This is a genomic window from Streptomyces sp. CNQ085 (assembly GCF_022614595.1).
Lineage (GTDB): Bacteria > Actinomycetota > Actinomycetes > Streptomycetales > Streptomycetaceae > Streptomyces.
Genome location: NZ_JAJFAU010000003.1, coordinates 71110 through 91288, shown reverse-complemented (window position 1 = coordinate 91288; position 20179 = coordinate 71110). Strand labels below are relative to the sequence as shown.

Annotated in this window: 15 protein-coding genes and 4 pseudogenes; 6 read left to right on the top strand and 13 right to left on the bottom strand. The window is 72.8% G+C overall.

What is annotated here, in order from left to right; genetic code table 11:
- Positions 1 to 851: ferric reductase-like transmembrane domain-containing protein (locus LJ221_RS01630; protein ID WP_241713052.1), on the bottom strand; the 851-nt coding region annotated here is incomplete at its 3' end.
- A gap of 5 nt (positions 852 to 856) precedes the next feature.
- On the opposite strand from LJ221_RS01630, the pseudogene LJ221_RS01625 reads away from it, so the two are divergent.
- A pseudogene (locus LJ221_RS01625) lies at positions 857 to 1695 on the top strand (lanthionine synthetase C family protein); the annotation flags it as partial.
- A gap of 4 nt (positions 1696 to 1699) precedes the next feature.
- Here the strand turns inward: LJ221_RS01625 and LJ221_RS01620 are convergent.
- From LJ221_RS01620 to LJ221_RS23845, 6 genes and pseudogenes are all read right to left on the bottom strand, one after another.
- Entirely contained in the window at positions 1700 to 3502 is a 1803-nt protein-coding gene (locus LJ221_RS01620) for a BTAD domain-containing putative transcriptional regulator (protein ID WP_241713037.1), read from the bottom strand.
- A 155-nt stretch (positions 3503 to 3657) separates the two neighbouring features.
- Complete coding sequence (locus tag LJ221_RS01615) at positions 3658 to 6588, bottom strand: LuxR family transcriptional regulator (protein ID WP_241713036.1); 2931 nt, start codon at positions 6586 to 6588, stop codon at positions 3658 to 3660.
- A 64-nt stretch (positions 6589 to 6652) separates the two neighbouring features.
- The gene (locus tag LJ221_RS01610) at positions 6653 to 6844 is read right to left on the bottom strand and encodes a hypothetical protein (RefSeq protein ID WP_241713034.1); all 192 of its coding nucleotides are present in this window, start codon (positions 6842 to 6844) and stop codon (positions 6653 to 6655) included.
- A 77-nt stretch (positions 6845 to 6921) separates the two neighbouring features.
- Positions 6922 to 9945: a type 2 lanthipeptide synthetase LanM family protein gene (locus LJ221_RS01605; protein WP_241713032.1), complete on the bottom strand. Its 3024-nt coding sequence runs from the start codon at positions 9943 to 9945 to the stop codon at positions 6922 to 6924.
- A 125-nt stretch (positions 9946 to 10070) separates the two neighbouring features.
- Complete coding sequence (locus tag LJ221_RS23850; RefSeq protein ID WP_374228346.1) at positions 10071 to 10364, bottom strand: alpha/beta fold hydrolase; 294 nt, start codon at positions 10362 to 10364, stop codon at positions 10071 to 10073.
- A 22-nt stretch (positions 10365 to 10386) separates the two neighbouring features.
- Positions 10387 to 10833: pseudogene (locus LJ221_RS23845) on the bottom strand (alpha/beta fold hydrolase); the annotation flags it as partial.
- A 339-nt stretch (positions 10834 to 11172) separates the two neighbouring features.
- Here LJ221_RS23845 and LJ221_RS01595 point away from each other — a divergent pair.
- The 5 genes and pseudogenes from LJ221_RS01595 (at position 11173) to fmdA (ending at position 14096) form a co-directional block, all read left to right on the top strand.
- Positions 11173 to 11427 (top strand): transposase, encoded by a 255-nt coding sequence (locus LJ221_RS01595; protein ID WP_241713030.1) that lies wholly within the window; start codon positions 11173 to 11175, stop codon positions 11425 to 11427.
- 138 nt (positions 11428 to 11565) lie between these two features.
- Positions 11566 to 11730, top strand: a pseudogene (locus tag LJ221_RS23365) (IS3 family transposase); the annotation flags it as partial.
- A gap of 243 nt (positions 11731 to 11973) precedes the next feature.
- A pseudogene (locus LJ221_RS23840) lies at positions 11974 to 12618 on the top strand (integrase core domain-containing protein); the annotation flags it as partial.
- Positions 12546 to 12827 carry an FmdB family zinc ribbon protein gene (locus tag LJ221_RS23835; protein WP_374228345.1) on the top strand — a complete coding sequence of 94 codons (282 nt, stop codon included), beginning with the start codon at positions 12546 to 12548 and terminating at the stop codon, positions 12825 to 12827. The pseudogene LJ221_RS23840 and the gene LJ221_RS23835, both read left to right, overlap by 73 nt.
- A 21-nt stretch (positions 12828 to 12848) precedes the next feature.
- The gene (gene fmdA / locus LJ221_RS01585; protein WP_241713028.1) at positions 12849 to 14096 is read left to right on the top strand and encodes a formamidase; all 1248 of its coding nucleotides are present in this window, start codon (positions 12849 to 12851) and stop codon (positions 14094 to 14096) included.
- A gap of 422 nt (positions 14097 to 14518) precedes the next feature.
- Here the strand turns inward: fmdA and LJ221_RS01580 are convergent, their stop codons facing one another.
- From LJ221_RS01580 to LJ221_RS01555, 6 genes are all read right to left on the bottom strand, one after another.
- Positions 14519 to 15964 (bottom strand): Ni/Fe hydrogenase subunit alpha, encoded by a 1446-nt coding sequence (locus LJ221_RS01580; protein ID WP_241713025.1) that lies wholly within the window; start codon positions 15962 to 15964, stop codon positions 14519 to 14521.
- Positions 15961 to 16776, bottom strand: a complete 816-nt coding sequence (locus tag LJ221_RS01575; protein ID WP_241713023.1) for an oxidoreductase — start codon at positions 16774 to 16776, stop codon at positions 15961 to 15963. Before LJ221_RS01575 ends, LJ221_RS01580 begins: the two co-directional genes overlap by 4 nt.
- Position 16777: 1 nt before the next feature.
- Positions 16778 to 17584 carry an FAD/NAD(P)-binding protein gene (locus LJ221_RS01570; RefSeq protein ID WP_241713021.1) on the bottom strand — a complete coding sequence of 269 codons (807 nt, stop codon included), beginning with the start codon at positions 17582 to 17584 and terminating at the stop codon, positions 16778 to 16780.
- Positions 17581 to 17991 (bottom strand): cyclic nucleotide-binding domain-containing protein, encoded by a 411-nt coding sequence (locus tag LJ221_RS01565; RefSeq protein WP_241713049.1) that lies wholly within the window; start codon positions 17989 to 17991, stop codon positions 17581 to 17583. Before LJ221_RS01565 ends, LJ221_RS01570 begins: the two co-directional genes overlap by 4 nt.
- 59 nt (positions 17992 to 18050) lie before the next feature.
- Entirely contained in the window at positions 18051 to 19220 is a 1170-nt protein-coding gene (locus LJ221_RS01560) for a 4Fe-4S dicluster domain-containing protein (protein ID WP_241713020.1), read from the bottom strand.
- Positions 19221 to 19422: 202 nt separating this feature from the next.
- Positions 19423 to 19947, bottom strand: coding sequence for a hydrogenase maturation protease (locus LJ221_RS01555; protein WP_241713018.1), 525 nt, complete (start codon positions 19945 to 19947; stop codon positions 19423 to 19425).
- Between the last annotated feature and the right edge of the window lie 232 nt (positions 19948 to 20179).

Sequence of the window (20179 nt, the reverse complement as noted above, 5' to 3'; positions counted from 1 at the left end):
GCCGCGGCCCGTCCCGCCAGACGGGCCGCCAGCGGCAGCGCGCCCGGCCGCCTGTCGGCGTCGCGCAGGTGCAGGCGCTCACCGCGCCGCGCGGGAGCCAGCAGCCGGATCAGGAGCAGGGCCGCGACGGGCAGCTGGAGAAGCCAGACCGTGGTGCGGAAGGCCCCGTCGTACCAGATGTTGGTGCCGTACAGCAGGGTGTGCCAGACGCTGAGGACGTAGACGACGACGACGAAGCGGTGCAGGGCCCGCCACATGCGGGAGCCGGTGGCCTGGCGCAGGTAGAAGGCCAGGCCGAGCGGGATGGCGAGGTAGAGGGCGAGCAGACCGATCAGGATGGCGATCCGGCCGGTTCCGGAGGAGTAGACGCCGGGGACGAAGACCTCGGCGAAGGAGGTCGTCAGACGTCCCGCCCAGCCCGTCCCGTCCTCGTTCGCGCGCACCAGTTCGGCGAAGAACAGGGCGGCGTGCGCGAACATCAGGCCGATGGTGGTCAGACTGGTGGTGCGGTGCCAGCGCTCGATCCGCGCCGCGGGCAGTCGCAGCCGCCCCGGCGCGGCACTCGACCTGACCAGGCCCAGTATGACCGTGATCCAGGACCACAACAGGGCGGACCAGCCGAACGCCTGGCACAACCAGTACATCCAGTACCGGTCGGCGTCCGCCAGGTCGGGCATCACCTGGAGTGTCATGGAGGCGCCGGACTCCACACGCGCGTACAGCAACGCGAAGACGCCCGCGGTGACGACCAGTGCGGCGGTGGCGTCGGGCACCGCCGCCCGCAGGTCCGCCCGCAGCGCGGGCCGGTCGAAACGTTTCCGGTGATACGTCGGGGCGGAGGTCTGCGGCATGGTGGGCACGTCCTTCTCCTGTGGGGGTGGGAGAGAGCACCGGCCCGGCCGGGAAGCGGTCGGGCACCGGGTCCGGGCAGTGCGCCCCGAGACTAACCACAGCCGAGCCCCCCGGAAAGGCCCGGCGGCCGCCGCGGGACCGCCGCCCGAGGTCTTCCGCACCGCGAGCGACCTGGCGCGACTGGCGCGCGGCGAGACGGTGCCGGGGCTGACCTCGCCCCCTTCCGCCGGCCTGCTGCGCGGCCTCTCCGGCGCCGCACTGCTCCACCTGGAGCTGTACGAACTGACGGGTGAGCGCCACCTGCTGGACTCCGCGCGGGACATACTGCACCTGGAGGCCGCGCACTGCGTCCGGATGCCGGGCGGCTCGGTCCAGGTCAAGGACGGCCGCCGCCACCTGCTCTACCTGGACCAGGGCAGCGGCGGCTTCGCTCTGGTGGCCCGCGCCTATCTGGACCACCGTGAGGACCCCCTGTTGTCGGAACTGCTGCCCGGGGTACGCCAGGGGTGCGTCCTGGAGTTCGTCCGCGAACCTGGCCTATTCACCGGCCGCGCCGGACTGACGGCGACGGCACACGCGCTGGACACGGCGCCCGGCGACGGCCCGGCCCGCACCACACCGGCGCCGGACGTCCTGGCATCGGTACGCAACCTGACCTGGCACCTCGTGCAGAGAGGCGACCGTCTCCTGGTCCCCGGGGCGGGTCTGCGCCGCTTCTCCGCCGACCTGGCGACCGGTTCGGCGGGACTCCTGCTCGCCCTGCACACCCTGGCCGCCCCTCCCGGCACCCCGGGCTCGCCCACGGGGCCGAGAGCCCTCCTGTCCGTGCTCACCCTGGGGTGACGGGCTACCCCGGCACGACGACCCGTCGCCCGGTCCGCCCCTCGGCGCTCTCATGGGCGAAAAGCCAGGTCAGGCGCGGCACTTCGTAGTGTGCGGCGTGGGCGGTGACCTCGCCGCCCGAGGTGGTGACGGCGCCGCTGCCGATCAGGGACTCCACGGTACGCACCGCTTCCCGCACCGGGCTGTCCAGGGCAGCCGCCGCCTCGGCGAGGGTGAACGGGCCTTCCAGTCCGCCGGAGGCCAGCCGGACGAGAGCCCGGGCGTGAGCCGGCGGGAGGTCGCGCCAGGCCGCGGCGAGCCGGTCGCGCACCAAGACGTCCCCGGCGGCGAGTTCGTCGAGTGCACAGGCGGGATCGGCCAGCCGGTCCGCGTACTCCGCCAGCGGTAGGTGGCGCAGGACGGCGAGGCGCATCCCGGCAACCCGCACACCGAGCGGCAGCAGCCCGCAGCCGTGCACGACGCGCAGGGCCGCGCCGCGGTCGGCGGCGACGCGGGCCGCGCCGACGAACCGGGCCAGCAGGTCGAGGGCCTCCGCCGGGTCCATCGGCGGCACGTCCACCCGGCCGACCGGCGCGAGACCGCCGAGCAGGCCCCGGGCGGTGACCAGGACACCCGACCGGCCGTCCACCGGTAGCAGCCCCCGCACGGCCTGCTCGCCGGGGGCGTCGTCCAGCACCACCAGGGCACGGTGCCGTACCAGCCAGCGTCGCCACGCCTGCGGGGTCGCGGGGACCCCGGTGAGGCCGGCCAGTCGGTTCAGGACGGTGGCGGCCGGGCAGGCCGTGCCGGTGCTGTCGCGGAGCCGGACGAGGAGGCAGCCGTCGGGGTAGCGATCGGCGAGCAGCCGGGCGGCCCGTACGGCGAGAGCGGTCTTACCGCTGCCCGCCGGGCCGGTGAGCAGCACGGTCCCGCCCTCCCCGCCGGACCGGTCCAGGGTGTCGATGAGTTCACGGAGCTGACCACCGCGCCCGGTGAACGCCGTCGGGTCCGGGGGCAGTTCGGCGGGAGCGGCGGGCCGGGCGGTGGGGTGGGCCCGGGCGGCGGAGAGGACTTCCCGGTAGCGGTCGGCCATGGCACCGCCCGGCTCCAGGCCGAGTTCCCGGGCGAGTGCCTGCCGGTACTCGTCGTAGACGGCCAGCGCCTCGGACCGGCGCCCGGACTGGTGCAGGGCGGTCATCCAGGCCGCGTGCAGACGTTCGCGGAGCGGATGCCGCTCGGCCAGCTCGCGCAGCTCCTCCACGACGGCCGGGCCGCGGCCAAGGGCCAGTTCGCACTCGGCCCACTCCTCGTGGACGGACAGGCACCGCCGCTCCAGGCGTTCCCCCTCGGCCGCGAGGGCGGGAGAACGCCGCAGGTCGTGCAGGGGCGTGCTCTGCCACAAGCTCACCGCCTCACGCAGCAGACCGACGGCGGAGGCGGGTTCGAGCCCCGCGGCGGACCGGGCGAGCCGCCTCATCCGCAGGGCGTCCACCTCGTCGTCCTCGACGCGCAGCGCGTAGCCGCCGCAGTCGTGGACGAGGAGGCCCGGGGAGGCGGTGCGACCGTCGCCGAGCAGGGTGCGCAGGCTGCTGACGTAGACCTGGAGGTTCTTGCGGGCGGTGCGTGGCGGATCGTCGGGCCAGACGGCATCGGTGAGCGCGTCGGTGCCGACGGGGGTGTTGGGCCTGCTGAGCAACACGCCGAGGACGAGGCGCTGCTTGAGCGGCCCGAGGGAGAGCGGCACGCCTTCGCGGTGGGCGGCGAGGGGCCCGAGGACGGTGAAGTGCGGTCGGGACGGGTGCGCGCTGGTGCGGGGCGCAGGGGTCACGGGCGGGCCTTTCAGCTCCGTTGTCCGGGCACGGTGGTCACGCGTGCCCGACAGCGATGCTTCCCCGGCGGGCCCGGGTACGGCATCGGGGCGTTCCCCCTACCTTTCCGTCGGTCCCCCGCCCGAAAATCCCCCACGGCCCCCAGGTGCCCCGGTCAGCGGCGCACGGTGTCCGAGGCCCACTCAGCCGCGAACTCGCAGAGAGACGTGCGGTCCTGACGACCGGTCTTGGCGAGCAGGCTCGCCATGTGTTTCTCGACGGTGCGCGGGGAGATGGAGAGGTGGCGGGCGATCTGCTGGTTTCCGGGACGGTCCGGGAGGAGGACGAACACCTCGTACTCTCGCGGGGTCACCCCGCTGGTGCGCAGCGGGGCGGGGATGCGGTCGCGGCCGTCGCGGCGCTGCGGGGCGCTGGCCCCGGCCCTGCGCAGGGCCGCCCGGCAGGCGGAGGCGACCGGCTGGACTCCGGCCGCGTGGAAGTACTCCTCGGCGGTCCGCAGCCACGTCACCGGTTCACCCCAGCCATCGGCGACGGCGGCCTCCGCGACCAGCCGCAGCGCGAGATGGCGGGCGAGGGGGAACACCTCCCCGGCACGCAGGGCTGACCGGACCGCCTCCGCGGCGCCCGCCGGGTCGCCGCCGCGTCCCCGGTGGACCGCGTCGGCCATGCCGAGGAAGAGCTTGTTCCAGGCGAGCTGGGCGCCGTGCGAGGCGAGGGCCTCCCGGTGATCGGCGATGTCACCGGTCCCCTCCAGGGCTCGCACCAGGGGGAGCAGGCCCCAGCGGCCGCCGAGGAAGTACAGACTGGGCCGTTCGCGCTCCCAGGCCACCGCGGACTCCAGGTGTTCCCGGGCGCCGTGGCGGTCCTCTTCGAGGAGGGCCCCGACGGCCAGGCACAGGCCATGCTGAAGCGGGACGAGCAGCGAGTCCTCGCCGCCTGCGCGCCTGAACCGCAGCAGCGCGGCGTCCCGCTCGCGGAGGCACCCCTGGTGGGCGGCGAGGGTCGCGTCGGCGAGGAGGAGGTAGCGGTGGGCCGAGAGGTTGCGTACCCGGGCGGCGGCGTCTACCGAGCGGTCGACGATGGCGCGGGCCTTCTCCCATTCGCCGCAGAGCACCGCGTTCATGGCGAGCAGCCCGTCCACCGTCTGGGTCAGCGCCAGGGCGCCGAGTTCCCCGGCGGCGGTGCGGGCGGCCGCCAGCCGGGTCGCATCGCCTGTGCGCAGGAAGGCGTTGGCGCCGAGCCGGACCAGGGCTTCGGTGCGCCAGGCGGCGAGCTGGTGGCGTTCGGAGACCTCGAGCATCCGCTCCAGGCAGGCGTCCGCCTCGTCGAAGCCCTGGTCCCGGCTGAGGAGTCCGAGCAGCTGCCACGCCTGGCAGGCGACCACCGGCAGGCCGTGCTCTTCGGCGACGGCTGCGGCCCGGCGGGCGGCGTCGGCAGCGTCGGCAGCGTCGGCAGCACCGTCCTCACCCGGGCCTCCGGGAAGCAGGACGAGGTGGCCCTCGACCACGGCGAGCGCGGCCTCCTGCCCGGGCGGCGGCGTGGGGCCGAGCAGGGCGCGGACGGCGCGTACCCGGCGCGCGGCCTCCTCGGGGTGCTCACCCATGACGGCGGCCCAGGCGACCCGAATGTGCGCGTCGGCTCGCGCCGCGGCTGCCGGTGTGCCGGGCGGTACCGGCGGCAGCCCGGCGGCCAGGGCGAACGCCTCGGCGAGCCGCCCGGCTTCGGCGAGGGCGGCGGCGAGCGAGGCGGCGATCTCGGGGCGGCGGCCGTCGGGGGTCAGTTCGTGGGCGCGTTCCAGGAGAACGGCCGCGGAGCCGGCGGCTCCCTGGCCGAGCATCCGGCGGCCAGCCTCGGCGAGGTGCGCTCCCGCTGCGGCGGCGTCCCCGGCGGCCAGGTGGAGGGTGGCGAGGAGCTGGCGCGCGTCCTCGCTCATGGCGGGCCCCAGTTCCTCCAGGGCGGCGGCCGCCCGGCGGGCGGTGGCGGCCCGTTCGGCGGGGAGCAGGGCGGCGGTGAGGGCTTCGGCGGTGAGCGCGTGCCGGAAAGCGTACCGGTCGGGGGCGGCACCGTCGGGGGCGATGACGCCAGCCTCGGTGGCGGCGCGCAGATGGGCGAAGAGAGCGCGTTCCTCGTAGCCGAGGACGGTCTGCAGGAGGGGGACCTGGAAGGTGCTGCCCAGGGTGGCGGCGGTGAGCAGGAGTTCGCGGACGGGCGGGTCGAGGCGATCCAGGCGTGCGGCCCAGCTGCGGACGATGCCGGTGGGGACGGCGCCTTCCGGGCCGTCCTCGCACCGCCAGCCGCCACCCGTCCGTCGCAGGGTGCCGGAGTCGACCAGGTCTGCGAGGAGCACCTCCACCAGGTACGGGTTGCCGCCCGCGCGGCGCGCGATCCTGCGGTGGGCCTCGGCGGGTATCTCGCCGGGGGCGGCGTCCAGGCACGCCTCGGCCATCCTGTGCACCTGCGTGTCGTCCAGCAGGCCGAGTTCGAGGACGGTGGCCGTCTGCCGGCCGGCGGCGGCCCGGGCGACGTCCAGGGCGGGGCCGGGCTCGGGTCTGAGGGTGCCGAGGAGGAGGACCGGCAGGTCGGCGAGGTTGTCGGCGACGTACTCGACGACGGCGATCGTCTCGGTGTCGGAGTCGTGCAGGTCCTCCAGGACCATGACGCAGCCGCGCTCCCGCCCGAGGACGGAGAGCAGACGCAGCAGGGCCTCGGCGAGTTCGACCACCGAGACGGGGAACCAGGGGCCGTGCCGCCGCCATTCGGGCACGAGCGCGGACAAGGCCGGGCGGAAGGGTTCCAGTTCTGGTTCCTCGGGGGTGCCCGCGGCGCGGAACCGGGAGGAGAGGGCCTCCATCAGCGGACGGTAGGGTACGACGAGCCCGGTGGAGGTGGCCCGTCCGCGCAGGACGGGCGCCTCGCGCGCGTACGCGTCGAGGGCGCACCGGCCCGCCAGCCGCGACTTGCCGATCCCCGCCTCGCCGACGAGGAACACCGCCCTTCCCGAGGACCGTCCAGCCGCGCCCAACGCCCTTTCCAGTAGAGCCGTTTCGCTGTCCCGCCCGACGATGACCGAGGAAGTCGCACGCATGTGCGCAGGCTACTGGAGCGGGCCCCGGAGCGGCAGGGCGTGCCGCTCCGGACCGGCCCCGGCGTCAGTTCGGAGCGGTCATGGTGGTCCACGGCAGTTCGTGGGAGTAGGACGCCCCGCCCTCCGACGCGCTGAGGAGTCTGGAGCGCAGCCCGAGGGCGCCGGTGGTGAAGAGGGTGACGGCGCCGACCGGGTGCGTCTCGGCGCTCTCGTCGGCACCGTCGGTCAGGTAGGTGGCCTCGTCGTCGATCTGCATGGGATGCCTCGATCCTTGGTCGTGAGGGCGGTTGAGGTGCACGGGCTCCGGTGCGGTGGTGCGTGTGTGCGCAGGAGTCACAGACGGTGGTCGGGAGTCGTGAGCCGGGTGGGCAGGTCGAGGAGGAGTACGGACGGCACGCGGTCGGGGAACCCGGCGCGCAGCAGCCCGTGCCCGATCCCCGCGAGGCCGGTGAGCAGCCCCGCGTGCGGGACGTGGTCGGGAGTACCGCAGCGCGGCCCGTCGTCCTCGACCGAGGCCAGCAGCACGCCGGTGCGGTGGACGAGCCCCGCGCGGGCTCCGGCCAAGGCGGCATGGCCGAGGAGTTCGAACCTGCCCGCCTCCCCGTGGCAGAGGCTGTCGTCGGGGTGGGGTTCGGCGCGCCGCAGCAGGTGAGCCGTCTCGGTGAGCCAGGCGGTCAGCCGGGGGTCGGTGAGTGCGGCGGGGCTGTCGGCGACGGCGAGGGCGGTGCCGGCCCGCCCGTGGCACCAGCCTCCTTGAGCGGCGGCGTTCGTCGTCGGGGGCGGGGCGACGGCCGCGCGGAGCGCCTCCAGCCCCGCCTCCCGGAAGCGCGAGGACCCGGTCCGCTCGGCGTACCGCAGCAGGGCCCATCCCGTACCGGCCGAGCCGTCCAGGAATCCGGTCCCGGCGGGAGGGTCGGCGGCCACCAGCCGTTCCGCGCAGCGTCCGGCGGCGCGCAGCGTCTCCTGCCGTCCGGTGGCCCGGTGTGCGGCGAGGAGAACCGCGAGCCCGCCGGCCGTCCCGGCGCCGACGCCCGTCTCACGCTCGCCCGCTGCCGCTGCCTCCAGCAGCCGCAGCGCCGCCGGAAGCGACTCGGCGCACGCCGGCTCCCCGAGCAGCCGCTCCGTCTCCAGCAGGGTGTACGTGATCCCGCCGAGCCCGGCGAAGGCGCCCGAGCCCACGGCGGGCGGCGCGGTGGGGTCCTCGTGCAGGGCGTCCAGCAGCCCGGCCACCGGTGCCAGGGACGCACTCGCCGTCTCCGCGTACCGGGCGACACCAGTGACACCGGCGAGCTGGGCGAGAAAGAGGGCGGGGCCGCAGTAGCCCGCCGCGAGGTCGGCGGGCATCGGGCCGAGCCGCCAGTAGCGGTCGCCCAGCAGCTCCAGGCCGAGCCAGTTGACGCGGTCCGCCGTGCGGTAGGCGAGGGAGACCAGTTGGTCCCCGAGGGAGCGGGCCGCGGCGAGGAGCCGTTCGGGTTCGGGCGCGGCGGCGGGCCGGGGAGTGCGCCCGGGCCCCGCGGGGTGGTGGACGGGCGCGGTGGAGGCGGAGACCATAGCGGCCCGGATCACCCACTCCTGGTCCTGCCGGTCCACACTGTCGAGGGCTGCGATCTTCCTGGTGGCTCCGGCCAGTCCGGAGAGCGGCACCGTGCCGGGTACGGCGCGGCCGGTGACCCCGGTCAGGGCGGTGCCGCCGGCCAGCACGGTGAAGACGGGTACGTCGTGGGACCAGAGCTGGGCGATCTCCTCGTCCTCAAGTCCGGACAGGGCCGGGCGGCCGAGCATGCCTTCCCTCAGCCGGGTGAGGACGGCGTCCCGCGCTCCGGCCTCGCGCATCAGCTCGGGGTGGGTGGTCTCGTCGAGGAGGGTGGCGTAGACGGCGGTGGGCCGTGCCACCACCCGCACCTCGTCCCGCCGGAACCGCTCCAGCAGCCCGGTGGGCCCCAGCAGTTCCGCGCGCGCCTCACCGAGGGCCGCGTAGGCCGCCCGGAACCCTTCGCACAGCTCGGCCGTGTACGCGGCCGGGTCGGCGGGCCTCCCGTGCAGGCGGGGGCGGTTGGCGGACTCCCGGAACCGGCCGGGTCGGCGCACCAGCCGCATGGTGTCAGTCCCGCAGTCGGCCCACCCGGCGAGCGCCACGGGGGAGAGCGCGGCGCGGCCGCCGCCGACCGCCGACATGTCGAGCGCGCTGTCGTCGCCTAGGAGGAACTGCGGCAGCAGGCCGACCCGGTGGACGGAGTCGTGCAGTGCCCTGCTCGCCGGATCGTCGGAGTCGGCGATTGGCAGGGCCGGATGGAAGAGAGTCTCCACGTCGACCAGGAGAGGGTGCTCACCGTGGGCGATCAGGTTCTCGTGGTGCAGGTCGGTCCCGTCCAGGGCGTGCAAAAGGGCTAGCAGCGCGCCCTGCCGCCGGTAGAACTCCCGCACCTGGGGCTTGGTCCGGCAGGGCAGCACCTCCACGAACTCGACCCAGCCGTGGGTCCCCCTGTCGAGCACGGTCAGCGTGCGCAGCCGGGGTGTGCCGGGGAGGCGGCCGAGCCAGTCGGCGAGGTCGTTGAAGTGGCGGTGCGCGGTGACCGGACGGGGTTTGTACACCAGCCGCGCGCCGTCCGCGAAGCGCAGCAACGCCACCGTCCGGCCGCCGCCGTGACTGTCCCCCGCCCCGGCCTGGACATCGACGAGCAGGCGTCCGTCCGCCCCGCACGGGAGCCCCGCCTCCGCGAGGGCCGCCTGGTCGGCGGCGAATCGATGCAGCAGTTCGGCGAAAGCGTCGGCCGCGTCGAGGCTGACCCGGCCGAGCAGGCGGGCGAGAACCGGATGGGCAGTCAGCAGAGCGGCAAGGCCCTGTCGCTCCCCCACCCGCCGCAGGAACTCCCGGAACCGGGCCCGGCTGCCGCCACCGGCGAGCCCGCCCGCCTCTCGTGCCCGGTGCAGTTCGGTCACGAGGACACGGGCGGCGATCCGGGCCAGTCGCGGCCCGACCGCCCGGACCAGTCCGGCACGGACGGCTGTGAGGTCGACGAGCCCTCGCTCCTCGCCCCCGAGTGCCGCCACCATCCGCTCGCTGGCTCCCTCGGCGAACGGTGCGAGCACCCGCTCGAAACCGCTGAGCCCCTCGTACTCCTCCTCGGGGAGGGTGAGGACGGCGGGTGCGGCAGCGAGCACCCGCTCGACCCACGCCGCCCAGTCCGGCACCTGCCCGGCCCACTCCCCCGTGCGTAGGGCCGGTGCCCACCAGGCCCCGCTCGCAGTGTGCTGGTCACCGTTCTCCAGCAGGGCGACGGCACCCCGTCCGGCGGGGCCCGGCCCCGGAGCGGGGCGGGCGGCGCCGCACCCCGGTCCCAGAGCGTTCCGCTCCAACGTCCCACCCCCTCGCTCCCGGCGCGGAACCTGTCGGCCCGCGGCGTGACCCATCGTGCCGCGCGGGGGATGGGGGCACATGGGGGTCGGGCCCCCATCTTTCCCGGCGGCCCGCCGCCCGCCGGTCACGCCGCGACGGTCGCAGCCAGGACGGCGGGCAAAAACGCCAGGACGGCGGCGGCCACCTCGTCCAGGTGGCTCTCCAAGAGGAAGTGACCGCCGTCGAGCAGGAGGATCTCGGCGTTCGGGGCGTCACGCCGGAACGCCTCCGCCCCGGCCGGCCCGAAGATCTCGTCGTTGCGCCCCCAGACGGCGAGGACGGGCACTCCGCCGGGCCGGAGCCACTCGTGCACCGCTGGGTACAGGTTCCAGTTGCTCTGAAAAGTCGGCGAACAGGGCCAGTTGGGCGCGATCGACACCTGGTCGGGCCAGCAGCGCCAGGTCGTATTCCCAGGCGTCAGGGTCGACCACTTCGGCGTTGGGGACGCCGTGGGTGTACTGCCACTCGACGGCCTCCCTCCCCAGCGCCGTCTGCATCAGCGCCTCCTTCTCCGTCCCGGGGTTCGCCCCGTAGGCCCAGACGGGCGCCCAGAACTCCGGTACGAAACCTTCCTCGTAGGCGTTGCCGCTCTGCGATACGACAGCCGTGACCGCCTGCGGGGACACCGGCGCGAGACGCCAGGCGATCAGGGCTCCGTAGTCCTGCACGTAGACGGCGTACCGCCGCACATCAAGTTCCGCGAGGAAGGCGCCGGTCACCTCGGCAAGCGCCTCGAAGGTGTACGGGAACCCCGTCACGTCCGGTGCCGAGGAACACCCGAAGCCGATGTGGTCGGGCGCGATCACCCGGTGCGGACCGGCCAACGCCGGAATCAGGTCACGGAACATGTGCGAGCTGGACGGATATCCGTGCAGCAGCAGGAGGACGGGGGCGTCCACCGGGCCCGCCTCCCGGTAGAAGACGGTCAGACCGTCGACCTCGGCGGTGCGGTGATGAACAGCAACCACAGTAACCTCTAAATTGAGTTTTACCAGTTAAATTAGACTCGGCATGAGGAGATCAATCGGAAGCGTCAAGAAGGGAGGCCCTGGCCGGGACCGTGAGCGAGCACGAGGAGCTGCTGCTCGCCGTGCTCAACAGCGCCCCGGTGATCGACGGTCGCCCGGCGGACACTCTGGACACGCCACAGGCCGCGAAGCGGGCCCGTACTTTCGGCGGAACCGGCGGTGAGGCGGAACGAGACGGCCGCTCTGCGGGCGGTCACCGACAAGCTCGGCATCGGCTCCCGCGAGACGCTGCGGAACTGGGTGAAGCGGCACGAGATCGACGCGGGGACGCGGCCGGGGACGACGACGGAGGAGTCTGCCCGGCTCAAGGCGTTGAAGAGGGAGAACGCCGAGCTGAAGCGGGCGAACGAGATCCTGAAGGCCGCGGCGGGTTTCCTCGCCTCCGAGGTCGACCGGCCACACCTGCGCTCGTAGCGTTCGTCGACGAGCACCGGGACCGCTTCGGCGGGGTCGAGCCGATCCCGCGGAACCCTCACCGGGCACGGCTGCACGATCGCCCCTTCCGCCTGTTACGCCCACAGGAAACGCCTGGCCGCCCCGTCCGCCCGTGCCGTGCGGGACGCGGAACTCAAGGAGCTGATCCGCCAGGTCCACACCGACCACTACCGTGTCTGTGGGGCCCGGAAGATCTGGCGGGAGCTGAACCGGCAGGGACATGCGGTGGCCCGCTGCACCGTCGAACGGCTGGTGCGCGAGATCGGCATCGCCGGCGCCGTCCGCGGCAAGCGGGTGGTCACCACGATCCCGGACCGACAGGCCGAGCGGGCACCGGACCGGGTGGACCGCGACTTCGTCGCCGCCACCCTGAACGGCCGACCACGCAAGACCCTCGGCTGGAAGACCCCGGCCGAAGCCCTCAACGAGCAGCTACAGTCGATCCAACAAGCTGGTGTTGCGACGACTGGTTGAACCTGAGCCGCACCAGCTTCAAGCCGGCCGAACACCTGGACGCGGCCGGCATCGCGGCCTCAATCGGCTCTGATGGAGAGCACGATCGGCCTGTTCAAAACTGAATTGATCAAGCCGCGGCGGCCCTGGAAGACGCTCTCCCAGGTCGAGCTCGCCACCGCCGAGTGGATCGACTGGTACTGCCACCGACGGCTCCACGGTGAGATAGGCCACGCCCCCCGTCGAGTACGAGACCCACTACTACACGGAACTCACGAAACCCCAGGCCATCGCAACAATCTGAGATCTCTACCGAACCCGGGGCGGTTCAGGTCCACCGCACCGAGATCGCCGCCGTGGCCGGGCTGCCGCTCCCCTGCACCGGCCAGGCCCTGCGGATCATCCGGCACCGACGCACCATGGCCACCGCCAAGGCCGTCGCCCCCTGGCGGACCTGGCGGATACAGCACGCCCCCATTTGCGCGCCGTCACATCCGATGGAGTTATCCCACACCGAGTCGTTCAGCTGCGTCGTTGAACGATCATTACGCTCAAAGCACTACGAATTGCTTCAGCGGCAGTGGGGAAGTCCAGCCAGCGCCATCCGCCCCAGTCCGCCCCGAATGTGACGCGGAGACTCTCACATGGCGAGATACGACTACGTGTGCGGACAGTGCGGCGTGTTCGAGATCGTCCGTCCGATCGACGCCCCGGTAAACGAGCCGAGGTGCACCACATGCGGCGGAGCGGCGACGCGCGTGTACACCCCGCCCGCCATCACCTCGCCCCACTCCGCCCTGCGACGGGCACACGACGCTGCCGAGGCCAGCGCGCACGAGCCGGCGGTGCGACACCGCATGCCCGCACCGCCCCGTCGTCATGCTCATCCGCTGAATCCGCTGCACACACGCCTCCCGAGGCCGTGACCCACAGGCAAGGAGCGACAGATGCCCGAAGTACTCTTCAGCATCGACCAGCACCGGTCGTTCTACGACCAGGCAGTCCCGCCGCACAACCGCTGGCACCCCGATATCCCGCCGGTGGCGACCGTTCGACCCGGCGCCGAGTTCCGCCTCGAATGCCGGGAGTGGTTCGACGGGACGGTTCACAACGACGACTCCGCCAACGACATCCGCGATCTCGATCTCTCGATCGTCCATCCTCTGAGCGGACCGATCGCCGTCGAAGGTGCGCAGCCCGGTGACCTGCTGGTGGTCGACATCCTCGACATCGGTCCCGTCCCGCAGGAGACCGGGCCGGTCGCCGGCCAAGGCTGGGGCTACACGGGCATCTTCGCCAAGGCCAACGGCGGCGGTTTCCTCACCGAGCACTTCCCGGACGCGTACAAGGCGATCTGGGACTTCCACGGGCAGATCGCGACCTCCCGCCACCTGCCCGGCGTGCGCTTCACCGGCATCACCCATCCGGGCCTCATCGGCACCGCCCCGTCGCACGACCTGCTCGGTCGGTGGAACACCCGGGAGGCCGAGCTCATCGCGACCGATCCCGACCGAGTGCCCCCGCTCGCGTTGCCGCCGGATCCGCAAGGAGCAATCCTCGGCATGCTGGAAGGAGATACCTTCGAACGCTCCGCACGGGAGGCGGCACGAACCCAGCCACCACGTGAGAACGGCGGCAACCAGGACATCAAGAACCTCACCCGTGGCGCCCGGATCTTCCTGCCGGTGTATGTCGAGGGTGGCAAACTGTCCGCCGGTGACCTGCACTTCAGCCAGGGCGACGGCGAGATCACCTTCTGCGGCGCAATCGAGATGGGCGGCTACCTCGATCTCGGCGTCGACCTCATCAAGGGCGGCATGCAAACCTATGGGGTGACGACGAACCCCATTTTCCACCCCGGCAACGTCGAGCCACGCTACAGCGAGTTCCTCACCTTCGTCGGCATCTCCGTCGACGAGGACGACCGCCAGCACTACCTCGACTCGCAGGTCGCCTATCGGCGGGCCTGCCTGAACGCGATCGAGTATCTGACCAAGTTCGGCTACTCACCCGAGCAAGCCTACCTGCTCCTCGGAGCCGCCCCGATCGAAGGCCGTTTCAGCGGCGTGGTCGACATCCCCAACTCCTGCGCCACGCTCTATCTGCCCACCGCCATCTTCGACTTCGACATCCGCCCGTCCGGCGACGGGCCGCAGAGCATCGACCGGGGAAGCTGCGCCCGCTCAAGCTACTGAGGTTGAACTCGTCAGCCGCCGCCGACACCGCCCTGCTGGCGACGGCCGCCGACTGCGTCACCGCATGCGCGGCCCTGCTGTTGTGGATAGCGATGAGGGCCGACCGTGGCGCGGACAACCCGGCGGCTTTCGCGCCCCGGCCCGGCCGGCCGCCGCGCACCGGTCACCGTCGTGCTACTGACGGGCTCCGGGATCCCCGGGGGTTCCCCGAAGCAGGGGAAGCGGGAGGCGACCGGCACCGTGCCGCCGACATCCGGCGCGTCGGCCGGAGCAGCCGACGACGTGGACGGACGCGGGCGTTTGTCCGCGGCGATGAGCGTGTTGACTGCCATGGTACCGGGGGCGCGGCCACACCTACCCGAGGGCACTCCGGCCCGGGCGGCCCCGCACGACCGCATACCGGCAGGAAGGGGCGGGAGCTTTCAGGAGTTGGGCGGGGCCTGCCGGCCCACGTCGTTCCACACGCGCGAGTGAGGCGGCTGAGGCCAGGGGGGTCCCGAAACTCGCTCGATGTCCAGGTCCAGGAAGTGCGCCGAGCACGAGATGCATGGATCGTGATTGCGGACGGCCCGCTCGCACAGCCTGGTGAGCTCGGCCTCGGAGTCCTCGCCGCGGTCGAGTCCCTCCTGGACCAGCCTGCGCAGGTCCTCCTCGATGGCGCCCTGATTCTGGGCGGTCGGCGGAATGATGCGGGCATCGGTGACGAGGCCCCCGTCATCGAACGCGTAGTGGTGGTAGAGCAGGCCGCGTGGCGCCTCCGTGGCACCGTGACCGGCACCGGCCCGAACCGGTACCTCCACGTACGGGCGGGCCGGAGGCTCGTACTCCCCGATGATTCGCAGGGCTTCCTCCACCGCGTACACGACCTCCACGGCCCGGACGAGGATGCTCCGGTAGGGGTTGCGGCAGACCTCGCCCCGTCCGGCGCCCGCCGCGGCCGGGCGCAGCGGTGGGTCGCCGAGGCCGCTCTCCCGTGCCGCCGACAGGGCCAGCGGGGACAGCAGGTGGCCGTTGACGGCGTAGCGGGCGAGAGAGCCGGTGAGATGTCGCCGGCCGTCCAGCCGGGAGTGCAGGGCGGTGGAGTGGGGCACCTGCTCCTCGGCAACGTGATCGCGAAAGTCCCGTAGAGGGAAGCTGCGCGGCGGAAGCGTCTCGTCGTACGGGAGCACGGTGGGGACGCCGGACTCGATGGCGTACGTACCGGTCTCGGCGAGGGCCAGCAGGTCGGCGGCGCACTCGGTGTCGGGGAAGTCGAAACCCCCGACCCAGCGCACCGTCTCCCAGGCGTCGTCGAGTGCGGTGCGCAGCCGCTCTGCCAGCGGACGCAGCTCTGCGCGCGCAGGGGTGCGGTGGAAGCCACCGAGACGGACGTTGACGGGGTGGATCGCGCGTCCGCCGAGCAGTTCGATGACGGCGTTGCCAGCCTGCTTCAGGCGCAGTCCGCGCTCGACGTGTACCAGGTGGGAACGGGACATGCCGATCACATCGTCGTGGCCGAGGAAGTCAGGTGCGTGCAGCAGGTGGATGTGGAGCGTCTGGCTCTCGATCCACTCGCCGCAGTACAGCAGGCGGCGCAGGGCGGCGAGCTGGCCGTCGACGACGGCGCCGCATGCGTTCTCGACGGCCCGGCAGGCGCTCAGCTGGTAGGCGACCGGGCAGATCCCGCAGATGCGCGAAGTGAGGTCGGGCGGCTCGGTGTGGGCGCGGCCCCGGAGGAATGCCTCGAAGAACCTCGGTGGCTCGTAGATGTTGAGCCGGGCCTCGGTGACGGTGCCGTCGTGGATCCTCAGGCGCAGCGCGGTCTCGCCCTCGACACGGGTGAGTGCGGGGACACGCAGGACCTGGGACCCGGTCGCGGGCTTGCTCACGTGGGGTCTTCTCCTTCTCCGGTGCCCGGCCCCTGCCCCTCCACGGCGGTGAAGGCGGTGGTGTTGAAGGTGTGCAGGAACCTGCCGATGTCCTCCTGGCTCATCCCGTCACGGTGCATGAGTGGAACGAGCGCGGGCAGGTTCGTGGTTCTCGCCGGTCCGAAGCAGCCGTAGCAGCCGCGTCCGTAGGTCGGGCACAGGGCTCCGCAGCCGGCGTGGGTGACGGGCCCGAGGCAGGGCGTGCCGTGAGCGACGGTGACACAGACGTTGCCGCGCCGCTTGCAGGAGAAGCAGACCGCGTGGTCCGGGATGCCGGGCTTCCGCCCGGCGAGGAAGGCGGTGATGACCTCCACGAGCTGGCCCCGGTCGATGGGACAGCCGCGCAGCTCGAAGTCGACGGGCACGTGGGCGGAGACCGGTGTGGAGGTCGCGAGGGTCTCGATGTAGTCGGGGCGGGCGTAGACCGTCGCCAGGTACTCCTCGGCGTCGGCGTGGTTGCGCAGCGCCTGGACGCCTCCGGCCGTGGCGCAGGCGCCGATGGTGACGAGGTGGCGGGAGCCGGCGCGGATACGCCGGACGCGTTCCAGGTGCTCGGGGGTGCTGACCGATCCCTCGACGAGCACGAGGTCGTACGGACCGGGCGCGATGTCGCTGGACGCTTCCGGGAAGTGGGCGATCTCCAGCTCTTCCGCGATCCCGAGCAGTTCGTCCTCGCAGTCGAGGAGGGTGAGCTGGCAGCCGTCGCACGAGGCGAACTTGAACACACCGAGCCGGGGGCGGCGGGCCGGCCGGGGTTGGGTGGAGACGCTCATCTCACAGTTCCCGTACGGTGAGCAGGGACTCGGCCCGGTCGTAGCGGACGACCGGGCCGTCGCGGCAGAGCAGCAGGGGTCCGAGCTGGCAGTGTCCGCAGTGGCCGGTGGCGCAGCGCATGTTGCGTTCGAGGGAGACCCGGACGCGGTCGGGGCGCACTCCCCGATGGGCCAGGACACGGGCGACAGCGCGGATCATGATTTCGGGGCCGCAGACGAAAGCGGTGGTGTTCTCCGGTGTGAACAAGGCTTCGTCGAGCAGCGTGGTGACGACTCCGACCCGGCCGGTCCAGTCGCCGGAAGGCCGGTCGACCGTGACGGCGCCGAACGCCGCTCCCCAGGCGGGGAACTCGTCCTGGTAGAGCAGGTCACCGGGGGTCCTGGCTCCGGCGAGGACGTTCAGCCGCCCGTATGCGTGCGGATCGGCCAGAACGGTGTCGATCAGAGGACGCAGCGGGGCGAGTCCGATGCCGCCGCCGATGACGAGCAGGTCCCGGCCGCGGGCCGCGGCCGGGTCCCAGTTCGTGCCGAACGGGCCGCGCACACCGACCACCGCGCCGGCCGGCAGGCCGCACAGCGCCCGGGAGACGGCCCCCACGGCGCGGACCGTGTGCGCCAGCCGCCGCCCGTCGGGGAGCCGGGAGACGGACACCGGGATCTCGCCGACGCCGAACGCACAGACCATCGCGAACTGGCCGCAAGTGAAGGGAGTCAGAGCCTCTTCGGCCGGCTCCAGTACCAGCGTGACCGTGTCGTTTGTCTCTGCCCGGCGGTCCACCACGCGGTAGGGAAGGGGGATGAGCGTCATGACGTCGGCCCGTTCAACTGGGACCCCGGCGGGCCGTACAGGTCGAGCAGCCGGGTCCGGGTGGCCCTGAGCCGGTCGCCGATGGTCTCGGCTACGGCCGTGACCAGCGCCAGACCCAGCACCGGGTCTTCGGCACACAGGTCCCTCACCGCGCCGGCGTCGAACTCCCAGGCATGGACGGGCCCCCGGGTCTCGGCCCCCAGGTGCCACTGCCTGGGCGGGCACAGCCACGACCAGCCGAGCAGGGCGCCCGCGCCGACGGTCTCGACGACCGCGCGCCCGCGGCCGGGCACCTGGAGGTCGAGCGCGACCGTACCCGAGCGGATGATCCAGAAGCGGTCGGCTCTCTCCCCCTCCTCGAAGATCCTCGTGACACTCCGGAAGGCGGCCTCACGGGCGAGGGCCATCAGCCGCCCGTGGTGCTCCGCGGGCACGGCGGCGAGCACTCCCACGTCCGGCTGTGGGATCACGGCGCGCTCTCCCTCCGCGTGGCCTCCTGGTGCAGGGCGTGGGCCTCCTCGGTGAGATCGATGCCGGTGGGGCACCAGACGATGCACCGGCCGCAGCCGACGCAGCCGGAACTGTCGAACTGATCGTGCCAGGTGCCCAGCTTGTGGGTGAGCCACTGACGGTAGCGGCTGCGCGGGGTGGTCCGAACCGGGCCGCCGTGGAGAAGCGAGAAGTCCAGGTCGTAGCAGGAGTCCCAGCGACGCCAGCGTTCGGCGTGATCGCCGCTCAGATCGGTGATGTCCTCTGTGGTGGTGCAGAAGCAGGTGGGGCAGACCATGGTGCAGTTCCCGCAGCTCAGGCACCGGGCGGTGACGTCGTCCCAGCGCTCCGCCTCCAGGTTGTCGCGCATCAGTGTGCGCAGGTCCACCGGTGGCATGGCCCGCCCCATGTGTTCGGCGGCCGCGCCCACGGCGTCGGCCGCGGTGCTACGGGTACGGTCGTCGGCACTCCGGTGCGGGATCTCCGCGAGCACCGCGGCCCCCTCCTCGCTTCCACCGCGGCACAGGAAGCGGTGGCCGGCGTCGTCGACGACCTCGGTGAGGGCGAGGTCGTACCCTGTGTCCGCGGCCGGACCCGTGCCCATCGATACACAGAAGCAGGTGGCACCCGGTTCGGTGCACTCGACTGTGATCAGGAAAGCCCCTGTTCGCCGGGAGAGGTAGGCGGGATCGCGATACCGGCCGCCGGACATCACGCGGTCCAGGATCCTGATGGCCCGCAGGTCACAGGGCCTCACTCCGAGAAACGCGTAGGAGACACCCGGATGCCTCTCCTCCCGCACCACCGTCCCGCCGCCGCGACCGCGGTCCGCGGTCCACTGGCGAACGCGCTCGGGATGCAGGAACGGCTTCCACGACTGTGGTCCCGCGCTGTGCGCGAAGGCAGCCCCGTCCCTCCTCCGGTGCAGCCGGTACCGTCCCGCTTCCAGCTCGACGCCCCATCCGTAGGGCAGCTCATCGGCCGATTCCAGCTCGGCGAGGACGATCGCGCCGTCGCGCACGGTGGGGCCGATCAGTGTGTGGCCGCGCTGCTTCAGAACGCGTACGAGCGCGTCCAGACCACCGCGGTCGAACACCGCGTCGGGCTGGGGAGCGAGTACCGCTCCGGCGTCCGCGGCGTCGGTCATGGTGTGCCCTCCGTCTTCGCGCGCCTCGGCATTGGAGGGGGACGGGAACGTCCGCCACAGACCACTGCGCTCGGCTTGCCCTAGCAGGTGCGATCGGTACCTGACAGCATGTCAGGTACCGATCGCCGATCCGCGAAGCCATCTGGGCGTGTCCCTCCGGGTGGGCCTGTCCGAGGGGCCGCCGCCCGAGCAGTCCCGGCGCTCACTCTGCCCCGAGTCCGCGCACCGAAGCATCGCCGCACTGCTCGACATCCGCCTCGACCTGCCTGGCCAGAGGCGGCACAGCGCACGCCACCGCGGGGGTGAGTCCCGTGCCCAGCGATCGGTCGGCTCCTTCGATCGCGTACACGATGAGACGGCCGGGACCGCGTCCGAGTGCCTCGGCGAGACGCAGCGCCTCTGCCGGGCCGAGCCCGTGCGTACTGTGCCGCCCCGGACCGACCGGACGCAGAACACCGCCCGACGAGGGCGCACACCACCGGTGCACCCGCCCGGGGACCGCGGAGGGGGGAAAGCAGGCGTCGACGACGACCGTCAGCCCGGTGTTCTCCCAGAACGTGATCAACCGACCGGGGTCTCCGTCACACCGCACGAGACGCGTCCCCGAGGGCAGCGGACGCTGCGCGGCCCGGTCCCTCAGCAAGGAGACGACGGCCCACCCGACTCCGTCGTCCCGCCGGAACTCGTTGCCGATCCCGATGACCGCCGTACCGGTTGCTCGCTTCATCGATCCCTGCTCCCGTGCCCGAACGGCATCGCCGTGCCGGTTTCCGCCGCCTCAGGCGCCGGACAGCGCGCGGTCCGGCGTCTGAGGACAGTCACTCGTGGCCACCATCGTCGACGACGGAGACGATGGAGTGCCGCATCAACGCACTGGCCGTCCTCACGGGTGCGGCGGAAAACCACCGGGGGCGGGCAGCACGGCGCGCCCCGCCGCCCGTCCGGGACCGGACGGGCGG